This window comes from Streptomyces sp. NPDC002795, from assembly GCF_042888725.1.
In the GTDB taxonomy this organism is placed as follows: domain Bacteria; phylum Actinomycetota; class Actinomycetes; order Streptomycetales; family Streptomycetaceae; genus Streptomyces.
Map to the genome: position 1 here is coordinate 173384 of NZ_JBIAQB010000005.1, position 12241 is coordinate 185624.

A 12241-nucleotide genomic window follows, 5' to 3' on the forward strand; every position below is an offset into this window, starting at 1 on the left:
TTGCCTTCTGGAGGCAATCCACCATGGCGGTTCAGCTCAATCACACCATCGTTCACTCCCGGGACAAGCGGGAGTCGGCAGAGTTCCTCGCGCACATCCTGGGGCTCGAAGTGGGCGAGGAATGGGGCCCGTTCATCCCGCTCGACCTCAGCAACGGCGTGACCCTGGACTTCGCGACGATCCCCGCCGAGTCCATCGTCACGCAGCACTACGCCTTCCTCGTCACCGAGGAGGAGTTCGACGGGATCTTCGGGCGCATCAAGGACGCGGGGCTCACGTACTACGCGGATCCGCATGGCAAGCAGCCGGGCGAGATCAACCACAACGACGGGGGCCGTGGCGTGTACTTCATGGACCCCGCGGGCCACGGCATGGAAGCGATCACGCGCCCCTACGGGGGCGGTGAGCAGTAGAACCGGGATCGGGTGGGGCCGTGACCTTCGGGCCCGGCCCCACCGCTCGTGGCCGGCCCGGTCAGCTGTCCTGGAGGACCCCGAAGACATTGCCGTCCGCGTCCTTCAGCGACGCGATCCGTCGGCCGGGACCGACCTCCGTGACGTCCTGGACGACCTCGGCACCGGACTCGACCAGGGACTTGACCGTCCCCTGGATGTCGTCGACGGTCCAGTAGCCCACGGGCCCTGTCATGCCCTGCTGGTGCCCGTTCGGATTCAGGCCGAAGTGCTGTCCCGCCACGTCGTAGCCCACGTAGTACGCCTCGTCCGAGGACGGCTCCACACCGAGCAGCTTGGTGTAGACGGCCTTGGCGGCGGCGAGGTCGCGGACGGGGGCGATGATCGTGTGCTGACCACTGGTCATGAGGTGACTCCTTCACTCGTTACGTGACTCTCACTGCTACGACACGCGCCATGACGGATGTGTGACAGGTTCCGCGAAGAAGTTTCCGAAGCGTTCCCCGGCCGCGCTCAGCCGAAGTTCGTCAGATCCAGAAACAGGAACACCGTCCCGACGAGGAACGCCGCGATGCCGAGCGCACCGAGGGCGAGCGCCGTCCGTCTGGCCGGGCGGCAGACCGCCTCGGCATCCTCCTGCCGGACCGAAGCCCCGCACGGGAGCGCCGCAAGACCGTAGGTCACCAGTCCCGCGGTACCGACCGTGAGGCCGAGTCCGAGCCACGTCACACCCGCGGACATAAAGGACATGTGTCCGATTTTGCGCCCGTTCGGGGCATCCCGCTATTCAGGCTGTGACCGTGCGCACACGCGGTGCGGGCACCTCAGGACTCCTCGTCCAAGCCGGGCACGGGCGCGCCCGACGGGAAGCCGGCCGCCGTGTAGGCGTCGTACAGCTCCTTCCACGGCGGCGTCGCTCCGGTGTGGTCCTCCGACAGCGGCTCGCCGCGGTCGGCCGCGTCGAGGGCGAGCAGGCAGGCCTCCCAGCCCGCCGCGTTCCGCGCCGCCGCGTCCGCGCTCTCCAGCACGTTGGTGAGCGTCAGGTGCGTGCCGCCGTCACCGCGCTCCTCCAGGTCGTACTGGAGCTCGTCGCCGCCCCATGTGAAGGAGAAGTGGCGCGGGGGCTCCGCGGCGACGACCGTGCCCACGGACTCCGGCATGTTCGGGTCGTCGAAGAACCTGATCCGCGCACCGGGGCTCAGCTCCCCGACCTCGAACGTGGACGGGAACCAGTGCGCGAGGTCGACCGGGTCGGTGACATAGCGCCAGACGCGGTCGATCGGCTTCTCGTACGTGCGGATGAACCGGACGCCGGGACGGCCGTCGTCCAGGGTGAGGTAGCTGCCGGTCGTGGTCGTCATGCCTGCGCCATCCTTGCCATCGCGGTCAATGCCCACTCCGAGCCTCTCATCGGTCACTGACAGTCGCCTCCGGCGAGGTGGTGCGCGGGCCGTTCCTCGGGCAGGCTCGGGGCGCACGACCGTGTCAGAGCCCGGAAGGGAGACCCACGTGCCCGGCAACGCCTCGTACGGCAAGAAGGCCTTCAAACGGTCCCGAAGCCATTTCACCGACCGGATCACCGCCGACGGCCACGACGGCTGGCCGGTGGAGGCGGGCCGCTACCGGCTCGTCGTGAGCAAGGCGTGTCCCTGGGCGAGCCGCGCCCTGGTGGTGCGCCGCCTGCTCGGCCTGGAGGACGCGCTGTCGCTCGCGGTCACCGATCCGATCCAGGACGACCGCAGTTGGCGCTTCACCCTGGACCCGGACGACCGCGACCCGGTGCTCGGGATCCGTTACCTCAGTGAGGCCTACGACGCGCGGGAGACCGGCTATCCGGGCGGCGTCAGCGTGCCCGCGATCGTCGACGTACCGTCCGGGAAGCTCGTCACCAACGACTACCAGCAGCTGACGCTGGACCTGGAGACCGAGTGGACGGCGCTGCACAGGACCGGCGCGCCGGACCTGTATCCGGAGCCGCTGCGCGACGAGATCGACGACGTCATGGATGGCATCTACCGGGACGTCAACAACGGCGTGTACCGGGCCGGGTTCGCCAGTGAGCAGGACGCGTACGAGAAGGCGTACGGGGACGTGTTCACGCGGCTCGACACGGTGTCGCGGCGGCTCGCCGGGCAGCGGTATCTCGTCGGGGACACGATCACGGAGGCGGACGTCCGGCTGTTCACGACGCTGGTCCGCTTCGACGCCGTGTACCACGGCCACTTCAAGTGCAACCGCAACAAGCTGGCCGAGGACCCGGTCCTGTGGGCGTACGCGCGGGACCTGTTCCAGACGCCCGGCTTCGGGGACACGGTCGCCTTCGACCACATCAAGCGGCACTACTACCAGGTGCACACCGGCATCAACCCCACGCGGATCGTGCCGCTGGGCCCCGACCCGTCCGGCTGGGTGACCCCGCACGGCCGCGAGAAGCTGGGCGGGCGCCCCTTCGGGGACGGCACGCCGCCCTCGCCTCGATAGGGTCGGGGCGTACGTCCCGCCCGGTCACGGAGTCGCCATGTCCCGCCCGCACGTGTTGCTGTCCGCCGCGATCTCGCTCGACGGATGCCTCGACGACACCGGCCCCGAGCGGCTGCTGCTGTCCGGCGCGGAGGACTTCGATCGGGTGGACGCGGTGCGGGCGGCAAGCGACGCGATCCTCGTCGGGGCCGGGACGCTGCGCGCGGATCGGCCCCGGCTGCTGGTCTCCTCCGAACTGCGGCGGGCCAAGCGGGTCGACGAAGGGCGGCCCGCCTACCCGTTGAAGGTGGCGGTCACCGCCTCGGGGGACCTGGATCCGGGTGACCCGTTCTGGACGACGGGTGGTCAGCGGCTCGTCTACACGACCGAGTCGGGCGCCACGCGTGCCCGCACGCGCGTGGGCGGTGCGGCGGACGTGGTGGCGCTCGGCCGGCATCTCGACTGGGCGGCGCTCCTGGACGACCTTGGAACGCGCGGTGTGCGGCGGCTGCTCGTCGAGGGCGGCGCGCGCGTGCACACGCAGCTGTTGCAGCTGGGACTCGCGGACGAACTGCGGCTCGCCGTCGCCCCGTTGGTGGTCGGTGAGCCGGGCGCGCCGCGTCTGTTCGGGCCCGGTTCCTACCCGGGCGGGCCGCGCAGCCGGATGCGGGTCCTCACCACGGAGCGGGTGGGGGACGTGATCGTCACCCGGTACGCGCCGACCGTCCCAGGACCCGGCGGGTCGGCCACCGCGGCGGACCGGCACTGGCTGCGGCTTGCCTGCGAACTGGCCGCCGAATGCCCGCCGTCGCAGACCGCTTTCAGCGTCGGCGCCGTGGTCGTCGCCGACGACGGCACGGAACTGGCGCGCGGTTTCTCGCGCGAGGGTGAGGACCCGGTGGTGCACGCCGAGGAGGCCGCGCTCGGCAAGCTCTCCGCCGACGACCCGCGCCTCACCACGGCCACCGTCTACAGCAGCCTGGAGCCGTGCGCCCGCCGCGCCTCGCGGCCGAAGCCGTGCGCCCGGCTCATCGTCGACGCGGAGGTGCGCCGCGTGGTGACGGCGTGGCGGGAGCCGGACACGTTCGTGCCGGGCGCCGACGGAATCGGGCTGCTCGCGTCAGCGGGCGTCACCGTGGTGGAGGTCCCGGAGCTGGCCGACGCGGCGGTGCTCCCCAACCGCCACCTTGTCGCGGCCGCTCCGTAGCGGGTACGCGCGCGTGCCGAGCCGCACGACCACGACGGCCGCGAGGCCGAGGACGAGCCCCAGCGCGGTGCGTGCCCCGAAGGGCTCGCCGAACATCAGCGCTCCCCACACGGCGGTGACGGGCGCCATCAGGAACATCAGCGTGTTGACCTGGGTGAGGCCGCCGCGCCGCAGCACGATCCAGTAGAGGCCGTAGCCGCCGAACGTCGACAGGCCGACGAGCCAGGCGATCGACAGCCAGAAGGACGGCGCGGCGGGCGGCGCGGACTCGCCGAACGCGACCGCGAGGCCGCTGAAGACGACAGCGCTGGTGGCGCAGTGCACCGTCAGCGCGACCATCGGCTCGACCCGGGTGCGCGAGCGGCTCTCCACGAAGGTGGCCGCGACCAGCGACAGCATGCCGAGGAACGGGACACCGTAGGCCCACCACGGGACACCCGTGACGGCGCCCGCGTCGGCCGTGGTGACGACGACGACCCCGGCGAGACCCAGGCACAGGCCGAGCCACTGCCGCGGGGTGACGTACTGCCGCAGCAGGGGTCCGGCGAGGGCGCCCGCGACCAGGGGCTGGGTGCCGTCGATGAGGGCGGTCGTGCCGCTGGAGACGCCGAGCTGGATGGCGTAGTAGACGGTCAGGAGGTAGCCGCTCTGCGAGAGGGCGCCGACGATCACCTGCCGCCCGATGGTGCGCCTGCCGAGACCGCGCCAGCGCTTTCTGCCGGCCGCCACGGCGACAGCGCCCAGGACCAGCGCCAGCGGCAGGAACCGCCACATCAGTGTGGTCACGGCGCTCGCGTCGCCGGCGCCGAGCTTGGCTCCGATGAAGCCGGAGCTCCAGGTCAGGACGAATCCGATGGACAGAAGGACGTTCATGGCGCGGCCACCGCCTCGCGTGATCGGGTTCAAGGAAAGAGGTATACAGATCTGTTTACCTGGCACCACTATACAGATCGGTATACCCTGGAGGCATGCGTACGACGACGAAACCCGCCCCGCCGGCCGTCGACCCGGACCGCCCCGACCTCACACCGGCCGCGCGCAAGGTCCTGGAGGCCGCCTCCCGGCTGTTCTACGAGCGCGGCATCCACGCGGTCGGCGTGGACCTGATCGCGGCCGAGGCGGGCGTCACCAAGAAGACGCTCTACGACCGCTTCGGCTCCAAGGAGCGGATCGTCGTCGACTACCTGGCGACGCGCGACGCCCGCTGGCGTGCCTACCTCGCCGACCACCACGACGACGACGCCGAACTCTCCCCCACCGACCGGGTGCTGGCCGTCTTCGACGCCTCCCAGGAGTGGATGGGCGCCAACAGCGGCAAGGGCTGCAGCATGGTCAACGCGCACGCGGAGATCAGCGACCCCGCGCACCCCGCGTACGCGGTGATCACCGGTCAGAAGCGGTGGATGCTGGAGCTGTTCACCCGGCTCGCGGGGGACGTTGCGCCGGACTCCGCAAGGGAGTTGGGGCGTTCCCTGATGCTGCTGCACGAGGGCGCGCTGGTCTCGGACGGCCTGGACGTGTTCCCGGACGCCTTCGGACGGGCGCGCAGGATGGCCGCGTTCCTGCTGTCGGCCGCGAAGGAAGCGCGGTGACGGCGGTGACGTGGGCGGACGGGGCGCCGGGTGTGCTGCGACTGCCGTCGGGGCGGCTCGTGCGCGGCAGGGGGCTGCGCGACCCGCTGCCCACCGGTCCCCCGCCGACGTACGGGATCTACCTCTTGGGGGCCGAACCGCCGCCCACGGACTGGGAGTCGACGTGGCTGCGCTGGCCCGACTTCCGGCTCCCCGCCGACCGTGCACGCGCGCGTGCCGTGCTCGCCGATGCCTGGCGGCGCTGCGCGGACGAGCGGGTGGAAGTGGCGTGCGCGGGAGGGCGCGGTCGTACGGGGACGGCGCTCGCGTGTCTGGCGGTACTGGACGGCGTACCGGCGGGCGAGGCCGTCACCTACGTGCGTGAGCACTACGCGCGCGGGGCAGTTGAGACGCCGTGGCAGAAGCGGTACGTGCGACGGTACGCGAATTCCTGAAAGGTGCATGATCAGCGCTTCCGGTGGCATTCGGTAGTCATGGGAAGGAGGTCCCCCATGACGCCGAGGACCGCACTGCCCCGGTGGGCGCGGGCCGCGCGACTCCCCCTGTGGACGAAGGCGGCGGTCGCGCTGCTCGTCGTGCTCGCCGGGCTGAGCATGGTGCACCGCCTTGACGACGTGTTCGGCACCGAGACGCACGACCGCTCGGGGCCCGCGCTGCTCAAGTCCGTGCGGGACATGAGTCGTTACGACGCCGCGGCCGGGAACTACCAGGTGGTGGTCGACCTGGACAAGGACTCCAAGTACCTGCCGGACGCCATCCAGGGCACACGCACGCTCTACATCGGCGCGGGCACGGTCAACGCGTACGTGAACCTGGGCAAGCTCGGCCCCGGCGACGTACGGGTGAACGACAAGCGCACGTCCGCGACGCTTCGCCTGCCGCACGCCCGGCTCGCCGCGCCCACGCTCGACACGGACCGCTCGTACGCCGTGTCGAAGCAGCGCGGCCTGCTCGACCGGCTCGGCGACCTCTTCTCCGACAACCCGGGCGACGAGCGGGCGGTACGCCAACTCGCCGCCCGGCACATCGGCGAGGCCGCGCGGGACAGCAACCTCACGGGCCGCGCCGAGCGGAACACGACGGAGATGCTGCGCGGCCTGCTGCGGTCCTTGGGATTCCGCGACGTGAACGTCTCCTACGGGACGTAGCTAGCGCAGATGCCGGGCGAAGAACCGGCCCGCGTCCTCCCCCGCGGACCGCGGGACGCCCGTGTGTCCGCCCATGCTGGCGAGCAGCGTCTTCTCCTTGGAGGCGAAGGCGTCGAAGAGGTCCAGGGCCGCCTGCCGGTCGTTCCCCTCGTCGTCCCACTGCAGCAGGACGTGGAGCGGAATGGTGACCCGGCGGGCCTCCTGGAGGATGGCGCGCGGCACGAAACTTCCGGCGAAGAGGCCGGCGGCCACGATGCGCGGCTCGACCAGCGCGAGCCGGACGCCGATGGAGATCACTCCGCCCGAGTACGCGACCGGGCCGTCGATCTCGGGCAGCCCGAGAAGGGCGTCCAGGGCGGCCCGCCATTCCGGGACCGACTGCTCGACGAGCGGGAGGATCAAGGCGTCGATGATCTCGTCGCGGACCGGCTCGCCGGCCTGCAAGGTCCGGCCAAGGTCGGCGCGCGCCTGGTCGACGGCGGCCAGCCGGGGCCGCTCACCGCTCCCGGGGAGCTCGATGGTGGCCGCGGCGAAGCCCTCCGCCGCACAGCTCCGGGCCCGGGCCGCGAGGCGGGGGTACATCTTTTGCAGCCCGAGCGGCGGGTGGCCGAGCAGGATCAGCGGGACCGGTGCGGACGCCGAGGCGGCTGCGGGCGTCCACAGGATGCCGGGGACGCCTGAGACGCCTGAGACGCCTGAGACGCCTGAGACGCCTGAGACGCCTGAGACGCCGCCGAGGGTGAACGCGCGCTCGAGGACGCCGTCGTCGAGGCGTTGTTCAGAGGTGAAGTGCATGGTCGTGCCTTTCGGGAGAGCTCAGAGACGGCGCTCCCGGACGACGACCTATCGCCCGACCGTGACCCCGGAGGAGAGCACCCATGTCGATTCGTTCACGGGTACCACCTCCTTTTTCTCTCGCACGGCCCCCAAGAGGCTAGCACTGGATACGGACAGCGGCCCCGGACACCCGTACCCGCTGGTCGCCCGCGCGCACGTCGACCTCCAACAGCGACGGGCGGCCCATGTCGTGGCCCTGGTGCAGCGTCAGGTGCGCGGTGTCGGGGACGAGGCGCAGTTCGCGGGCGTACGCGCCGAAGGCGGCGGCCGCCGCGCCCGTCGCGGCGTCCTCCACGACGCCGCCGACCGGGAACGGGTCGCGTACGTGGAAGGTGGTCGCGTTCTCGCGCCACACCAGTTGCACGGTCGTCAGGTCGAGCCGGCGCATGAGGGTCAGCAGGGCGTCGAAGTCGTAGTCCAGGTCGGCCAGCCGCTCGCGGGTGGCGGCCGCGAGGACCAGGTGGCGCACGCCCGCGTAGGCGATCCTCGGAGGCAGGCCGGAGTCCAGCTCGTCCGCCTGCCAGCCCAGCGCGGCGAGCGCCTCGCCCACGTCCTGCGGGGCCACCTCGTGCACGCGTGGTTCCACGCTGGTGAGGGTGGCCTTGAGGTCGCCGTCCTCGCGGCGGACGGCGACCGGCACGCGTCCCGCCGCGGTGTGGAAGTCGAAGTCCCCTGTGCCGTAGTGCTCGCCGAGTGCCACCGCGGCGGCGACGGTGGCGTGGCCGCAGAAGTCGACCTCCGCCTTGGGGCTGAAGTACCGCAGCGTGAAGGACCGCTTGTCTTCGGGGTCGGGTCCTGGCGTGAGGAACGCGGACTCGGAGTAGCCGAGTTCGGCGGCGATCCCGACCATCTCCTGGTCGCCGAGCCCGGCCGCGTCGAGCACGACACCGGCGCCGTTGCCGCCCTCCGGGTTCGTCGAGAACGCGGTGTAGTGCAGCACTTCGGGGGCCGGGGTGGGCGCGGTGTTCGTCATGGAGGCAGAGCCTTTCACACGGGCGGTGCTGTCCTGGGCACGGTCTCCCTGACGAACACCCGCCACCCCACGCCGGATTCCCCGGTCAGCGCTGCGTGGTCAGGCTCAGATGAAGCTCCTCTTCCTGGTCTCCGGAGGCGGTGGTCTCCTCGGTGACGGTGAACGCGGTCGCCAGTGCCCCGCGCACGTGGTCCAGGGCCTCGTGGCCGCCCTGGAGGTCCGCGGAGACCGTCCCGGACAGGGGCCCCGCCTCCCAGGGCGCCGGATCGGACGCGGCGTCCACTGTGGTGAGCCAGACCGTCGCGTCGCCGTCGGCGCGCTCGGTGGGCGTGCGGTCCGAGGGGAAGGCCGTGGACAGCATGCGCAGGACCGCCTCGGCGTCCTGTGGTGTGCAGTCGCTGAGGGCGACGCCCACCACTGTGGGGGCGTCGCCGTCGACGGGAGTCGTGTCGGTCATGGTGGCTTCTCTCTCTAGCGTCGCCGGTGTCCTGATCTTCCGGGTACCGACGCCGCGCCGGGTCAAACCCCGAGGTCAGGAGATGCGCGTACCGACGACGATCGTGGCGTACAGGTCCTCGTTCGCGACCACGCGCGCGTACAGGCCCGCGGAGCGCACGGCTGCCTGTGCCGCGGCGGCCTGGCGCTCGCTCGTCTCGACGAAGAGGCGTCCGCCGGGCGCGAGCCAGTCCGGGGCCTCGCCGGCGACGCGGCGCAGCACGTCGAGGCCGTCGTGCCCGCCGTCGAGGGCGAGGCGCCGCTCGTGGTCGCGGGCCTCAGGCGGCAGCAGCGGGACGTCGCCCGTAGGGACGTAGGGCCCGTTCGCCACCAGGGTGTCGACGTGGCCCCTGAGGTCTGCGGGCAGCGGCGCGTACAGGTCGCCTTCGTGGATCTCGCCGCCGAGCGGGGCGAGGTTGCGGCGGGCACAGCGCACGGCCCCGGGGTCGAGGTCGGCCGCGTGCAGTCTGGCCGGGCCACGGGCCGCCAGGACGGCGGCCACGGCGCCCGTGCCGCAGCACAGGTCGACGATGACGGCGCCGGGCGACGTATGGGTGAGGGCCTGCCGGGCCAGGAACTCGGTGCGGCGGCGGGGCACGAAGACAGTGGGGTCGACGGCGACCCGCAGTCCGCAGAACTCGGCCCAGCCGACCACATGCTCCAGGGGCAGCCCGCTCGCGCGGCGCTCGACCATGGCCGTCAGTTCGGCGGCGTCGCGGGCGGTGGACAGCAGGATGCGCGCCTCGTCCTCGGCGAAGACACAGCCGGCGGCACGCAGGGAGTCGACCACTGACGTGGAATCGAGTGGGAGGGGAGAGCCTGGCGACGGGGAAAGCGTCATAAGGGGGGCCTCTCGGGATGCCGAGGGGGCTCCCGGTCACCGGACGGCCGCGGCCTCGCTCAGCGCGAGCGGGCGGGGCGTACGGCGCGAGAAGGGAGCTCCCGACCTGACACAACGGTGATCGGACTCACCTCCTCGTTCCCTCGCGGTGCTGCACGGAGCGAACACATTACCGCACCGAACGCAGCGTCCGATTGCCGCCAGCACTCCGCGTCGGAGCCGACAAGGCTGGGGTCCTGGCCGATACCTCCCACCTACGGAGATGCACTGCGATGACCGGCACCACCACTGCCCCGCACGCGCGCGTGGAGGCCCTCGACTGGGCCGCCCTGGGCGCGGAGCTCGACGCGTTCGGCCATGCCCTCACGCCTCATCCGGTGCTCACGGCCGACGAGTGCCGGTCCGTCGCCGCGCTCTACGACGACGTGCGCCGGTTCCGGTCGACGATCGACATGGAGCGCTACCGGTTCGGCCGCGGCCAGTACCGCTACTTCGACCACCCGCTGCCCGCGCTCGTACGGGAACTGCGCGCGGCGTTCTATCCGCGGCTGCTGCCCGTCGCCCGGGAGTGGGCGCGGCGCCTGAACAGGAGCGCGCCGTGGCCGGACACCCTCGACGGCTGGCTCGACCGGTGCCATGCGGCGGGCCAGACGCGGTCGACGCCGATCCTGCTGCGCTACGGGCCCGGCGACTGGAACGCGCTGCATCGCGACATCTATGGCGAGTTGGTGTTCCCGCTCCAGGTAGTGATCGGCCTGGACGAGCCGGGCAGCGACTTCACCGGCGGCGAGTTCCTGCTGACCGAGCAGCGGGCGCGGGCCCAGTCGCGCGGCTACTCGACCACGCTGCTCCAGGGGCACGCCCTGGTGTTCACGACGCGTGACCGGCCGGTGCGCTCGGTGCGCGGCTGGTCGAACGGCCCGATGCGGCACGGCGTGAGCACGGTCCGCACGGGGCGGCGCCACACCCTGGGGCTCGTCTTCCACGACGCGCAATGAGCGGAATGAACCGATGCCGAGTGGAGTGTGCGTACCCCTCGACTCCACCAGCAGACCGGGCATATCGTTGACTATGCGGAGGACTCGGACACCTGGGGGTGTCGTCATGGTCCAGGAACTCGCGATCGCGGGCGTGGCGCTGCTCTGTGTCCTGCTGGTGTACTCGGCGGCCGCGGCCCGCGTGGTGAAGCAGTACGAGCGCGGTGTCGTGTTCCGTCTCGGGCGGCTGGCGGGGAGCGTGCGTGAACCGGGGTTCACGATGGTCGTGCCGATGATCGACCGGCTGCGCAAGGTCAACATGCAGATCGTGACGATGCCGGTGCCCGCACAGGACGGCATCACACGGGACAACGTCACGGTCCGGGTGGACGCGGTCATCTACTTCAAAGTCGTCGACGCGGCGAACGCGGTGGTCCAGGTCGAGGACTACCGCTTCGCCGTCTCCCAGATGGCGCAGACCTCGCTGCGCTCCATCATCGGCAAGAGCGACCTCGACGACCTCCTGTCGAACCGCGAGAAGCTCAACCAGGGCCTGGAGCTGATGATCGACAGCCCGTCCGTGGGCTGGGGCGTGCAGATCGACAGGGTCGAGATCAAGGACGTGTCCCTGCCCGAGTCGATGAAGCGCTCGATGGCCCGGCAGGCCGAGGCCGACCGTGAGCGCAGGGCCCGTGTCATCAACGCCGACGCCGAGTTGCAGGCCTCGAAGAAGCTCGCCGAGGCGGCGAAGGAGATGTCCGCGCAGCCGGCCGCGCTCCAACTCCGGCTGTTGCAGACCGTGGTGGCGGTCGCCGCCGAGAAGAACTCGACGCTGGTCCTGCCGTTCCCGGTCGAACTGCTGCGCTTCCTGGAGCGGGCGCAGCAGCCTCAGCCGCCGGCCTCCTGAACACACTCAGTGGGCTCCGGCCGGGTTGGCGTGCTCGCCGAGGTAGGTGCCGTGACCCTCGGCGACGAACGGGCCGTCGAAGATCAGCACCTCGTTGACCAGACCGCCCTTCTGGTTGCGGTAGTTGATGACCACGCTGCTCACACCGACGTAGCTGCCCACCACCTCGAACCGCAGGTCGGGGATGCGCCGCAGCCCCTCCGTCCAGTAGGCGCGCAGCGCGTCCTTGCCGCGCACGACGCCGTCACCGCCGAGCAGCTGTGCGGCCACCGGGGAGCTGAACGTCACGTCGTCCGTGAAGTGGGCCAGCAGAGCGTCCAGGTCGTGGGCGTTCCACGCCGTCACCCAGGAGTCGACGAACGTCCGCGCGGTCACATGATCCATGCTCGCA

At 71.4% G+C, this 12241-nt stretch carries 16 protein-coding genes and 1 pseudogene; 8 read left to right on the forward strand and 9 right to left on the reverse strand.

Annotated features, from left to right (window positions below; genetic code table 11):
* Positions 1-23 precede the first annotated feature (23 nt).
* Positions 24-413: a VOC family protein gene (locus tag ACFYWS_RS16820; RefSeq protein WP_389276212.1), complete on the forward strand. Its 390-nt coding sequence runs from the start codon at positions 24-26 to the stop codon at positions 411-413.
* Between the two features lie 61 nt (positions 414-474).
* Here ACFYWS_RS16820 and ACFYWS_RS16825 read toward each other — a convergent pair whose 3' ends face one another.
* The 3 genes from ACFYWS_RS16825 to ACFYWS_RS16835 form a co-directional block, all read right to left on the reverse strand.
* Positions 475-819, reverse strand: a complete 345-nt coding sequence (locus ACFYWS_RS16825) for a VOC family protein (RefSeq protein ID WP_389276215.1) — start codon at positions 817-819, stop codon at positions 475-477.
* Between the two features lie 107 nt (positions 820-926).
* Positions 927-1163, reverse strand: a complete 237-nt coding sequence (locus ACFYWS_RS16830) for a hypothetical protein (protein ID WP_389276218.1) — start codon at positions 1161-1163, stop codon at positions 927-929.
* Between the two features lie 74 nt (positions 1164-1237).
* Positions 1238-1774 carry an SRPBCC domain-containing protein gene (locus ACFYWS_RS16835; protein WP_389276221.1) on the reverse strand — a complete coding sequence of 179 codons (537 nt, stop codon included), beginning with the start codon at positions 1772-1774 and terminating at the stop codon, positions 1238-1240.
* A 148-nt stretch (positions 1775-1922) separates the two neighbouring features.
* On the opposite strand from ACFYWS_RS16835, the gene ACFYWS_RS16840 reads away from it, so the two are divergent.
* On the forward strand, positions 1923-2894 hold the full coding sequence (locus ACFYWS_RS16840; protein WP_389276224.1) for a glutathione S-transferase family protein: 972 nt from the start codon (positions 1923-1925) through the stop codon (positions 2892-2894).
* Between the two features lie 37 nt (positions 2895-2931).
* Positions 2932-4080, forward strand: a complete 1149-nt coding sequence (locus ACFYWS_RS16845; protein WP_389276227.1) for a dihydrofolate reductase family protein — start codon at positions 2932-2934, stop codon at positions 4078-4080.
* Here ACFYWS_RS16845 and ACFYWS_RS16850 read toward each other — a convergent pair.
* Positions 3994-4953 (reverse strand): DMT family transporter, encoded by a 960-nt coding sequence (locus ACFYWS_RS16850; protein WP_389276230.1) that lies wholly within the window; start codon positions 4951-4953, stop codon positions 3994-3996. The two genes, ACFYWS_RS16845 and ACFYWS_RS16850, sit on opposite strands and share 87 nt — an antisense overlap.
* Before the next feature lie 95 nt (positions 4954-5048).
* On the opposite strand from ACFYWS_RS16850, the gene ACFYWS_RS16855 reads away from it, so the two are divergent.
* From ACFYWS_RS16855 to ACFYWS_RS16865, 3 genes are read left to right on the forward strand one after another with little or no spacing between them, the layout of a single operon-like run.
* On the forward strand, positions 5049-5672 hold the full coding sequence (locus ACFYWS_RS16855) for a TetR/AcrR family transcriptional regulator (protein WP_389276233.1): 624 nt from the start codon (positions 5049-5051) through the stop codon (positions 5670-5672).
* Positions 5669-6106: a protein phosphatase gene (locus tag ACFYWS_RS16860; RefSeq protein WP_389276236.1), complete on the forward strand. Its 438-nt coding sequence runs from the start codon at positions 5669-5671 to the stop codon at positions 6104-6106. The genes ACFYWS_RS16855 and ACFYWS_RS16860 overlap by 4 nt, the downstream gene beginning before the upstream one ends.
* A 57-nt stretch (positions 6107-6163) precedes the next feature.
* Positions 6164-6820: a DUF4230 domain-containing protein gene (locus tag ACFYWS_RS16865; protein WP_389276239.1), complete on the forward strand. Its 657-nt coding sequence runs from the start codon at positions 6164-6166 to the stop codon at positions 6818-6820.
* Here ACFYWS_RS16865 and ACFYWS_RS16870 read toward each other — a convergent pair whose 3' ends face one another.
* From ACFYWS_RS16870 to ACFYWS_RS16885, 4 genes are all read right to left on the reverse strand, one after another.
* Positions 6821-7615 (reverse strand): alpha/beta hydrolase, encoded by a 795-nt coding sequence (locus tag ACFYWS_RS16870; protein WP_389276242.1) that lies wholly within the window; start codon positions 7613-7615, stop codon positions 6821-6823.
* 139 nt (positions 7616-7754) lie between these two features.
* Positions 7755-8630 (reverse strand): PhzF family phenazine biosynthesis protein, encoded by an 876-nt coding sequence (locus tag ACFYWS_RS16875; RefSeq protein ID WP_389276245.1) that lies wholly within the window; start codon positions 8628-8630, stop codon positions 7755-7757.
* Positions 8631-8715: 85 nt separating this feature from the next.
* Positions 8716-9087: a hypothetical protein gene (locus ACFYWS_RS16880; protein WP_389276249.1), complete on the reverse strand. Its 372-nt coding sequence runs from the start codon at positions 9085-9087 to the stop codon at positions 8716-8718.
* Between the two features lie 75 nt (positions 9088-9162).
* On the reverse strand, positions 9163-9966 hold the full coding sequence (locus tag ACFYWS_RS16885; RefSeq protein WP_389276252.1) for a putative protein N(5)-glutamine methyltransferase: 804 nt from the start codon (positions 9964-9966) through the stop codon (positions 9163-9165).
* Between the two features lie 272 nt (positions 9967-10238).
* Between ACFYWS_RS16885 and ACFYWS_RS16890 the strand changes: the two genes are divergently transcribed.
* Complete coding sequence (locus ACFYWS_RS16890) at positions 10239-10964, forward strand: 2OG-Fe(II) oxygenase (protein ID WP_389276255.1); 726 nt, start codon at positions 10239-10241, stop codon at positions 10962-10964.
* Between the two features lie 106 nt (positions 10965-11070).
* Positions 11071-11841: pseudogene (locus ACFYWS_RS16895) on the forward strand (slipin family protein); the annotation flags it as partial.
* Between the two features lie 15 nt (positions 11842-11856).
* Here ACFYWS_RS16895 and ACFYWS_RS16900 read toward each other — a convergent pair.
* Complete coding sequence (locus tag ACFYWS_RS16900; RefSeq protein WP_389276258.1) at positions 11857-12234, reverse strand: nuclear transport factor 2 family protein; 378 nt, start codon at positions 12232-12234, stop codon at positions 11857-11859.
* Positions 12235-12241 lie beyond the last annotated feature (7 nt).

Bases quoted from the DNA above. Each gene is read 5' to 3' on its own strand.
- ACFYWS_RS16845 (WP_389276227.1), top strand. From the start codon at position 2,932: ATGTCCCGCCCGCACGTGTTGCTGTCCGCCGCGATCTCGCTCGACGGA.
- ACFYWS_RS16900 (WP_389276258.1), bottom strand. From the start codon at position 12,234: ATGGATCATGTGACCGCGCGGACGTTCGTCGACTCCTGGGTGACGGCG.
- ACFYWS_RS16835 (WP_389276221.1), bottom strand. From the start codon at position 1,774: ATGACGACCACGACCGGCAGCTACCTCACCCTGGACGACGGCCGTCCC.
- ACFYWS_RS16865 (WP_389276239.1), top strand. From the start codon at position 6,164: ATGACGCCGAGGACCGCACTGCCCCGGTGGGCGCGGGCCGCGCGACTC.
- ACFYWS_RS16885 (WP_389276252.1), bottom strand. From the start codon at position 9,966: ATGACGCTTTCCCCGTCGCCAGGCTCTCCCCTCCCACTCGATTCCACG.
- ACFYWS_RS16880 (WP_389276249.1), bottom strand. From the start codon at position 9,087: ATGACCGACACGACTCCCGTCGACGGCGACGCCCCCACAGTGGTGGGC.
- ACFYWS_RS16855 (WP_389276233.1), top strand. From the start codon at position 5,049: ATGCGTACGACGACGAAACCCGCCCCGCCGGCCGTCGACCCGGACCGC.
- ACFYWS_RS16870 (WP_389276242.1), bottom strand. From the start codon at position 7,615: ATGCACTTCACCTCTGAACAACGCCTCGACGACGGCGTCCTCGAGCGC.
- ACFYWS_RS16875 (WP_389276245.1), bottom strand. From the start codon at position 8,630: ATGACGAACACCGCGCCCACCCCGGCCCCCGAAGTGCTGCACTACACC.
- ACFYWS_RS16820 (WP_389276212.1), top strand. From the start codon at position 24: ATGGCGGTTCAGCTCAATCACACCATCGTTCACTCCCGGGACAAGCGG.
- ACFYWS_RS16850 (WP_389276230.1), bottom strand. From the start codon at position 4,953: ATGAACGTCCTTCTGTCCATCGGATTCGTCCTGACCTGGAGCTCCGGC.
- ACFYWS_RS16890 (WP_389276255.1), top strand. From the start codon at position 10,239: ATGACCGGCACCACCACTGCCCCGCACGCGCGCGTGGAGGCCCTCGAC.
- ACFYWS_RS16830 (WP_389276218.1), bottom strand. From the start codon at position 1,163: ATGTCCTTTATGTCCGCGGGTGTGACGTGGCTCGGACTCGGCCTCACG.
- ACFYWS_RS16825 (WP_389276215.1), bottom strand. From the start codon at position 819: ATGACCAGTGGTCAGCACACGATCATCGCCCCCGTCCGCGACCTCGCC.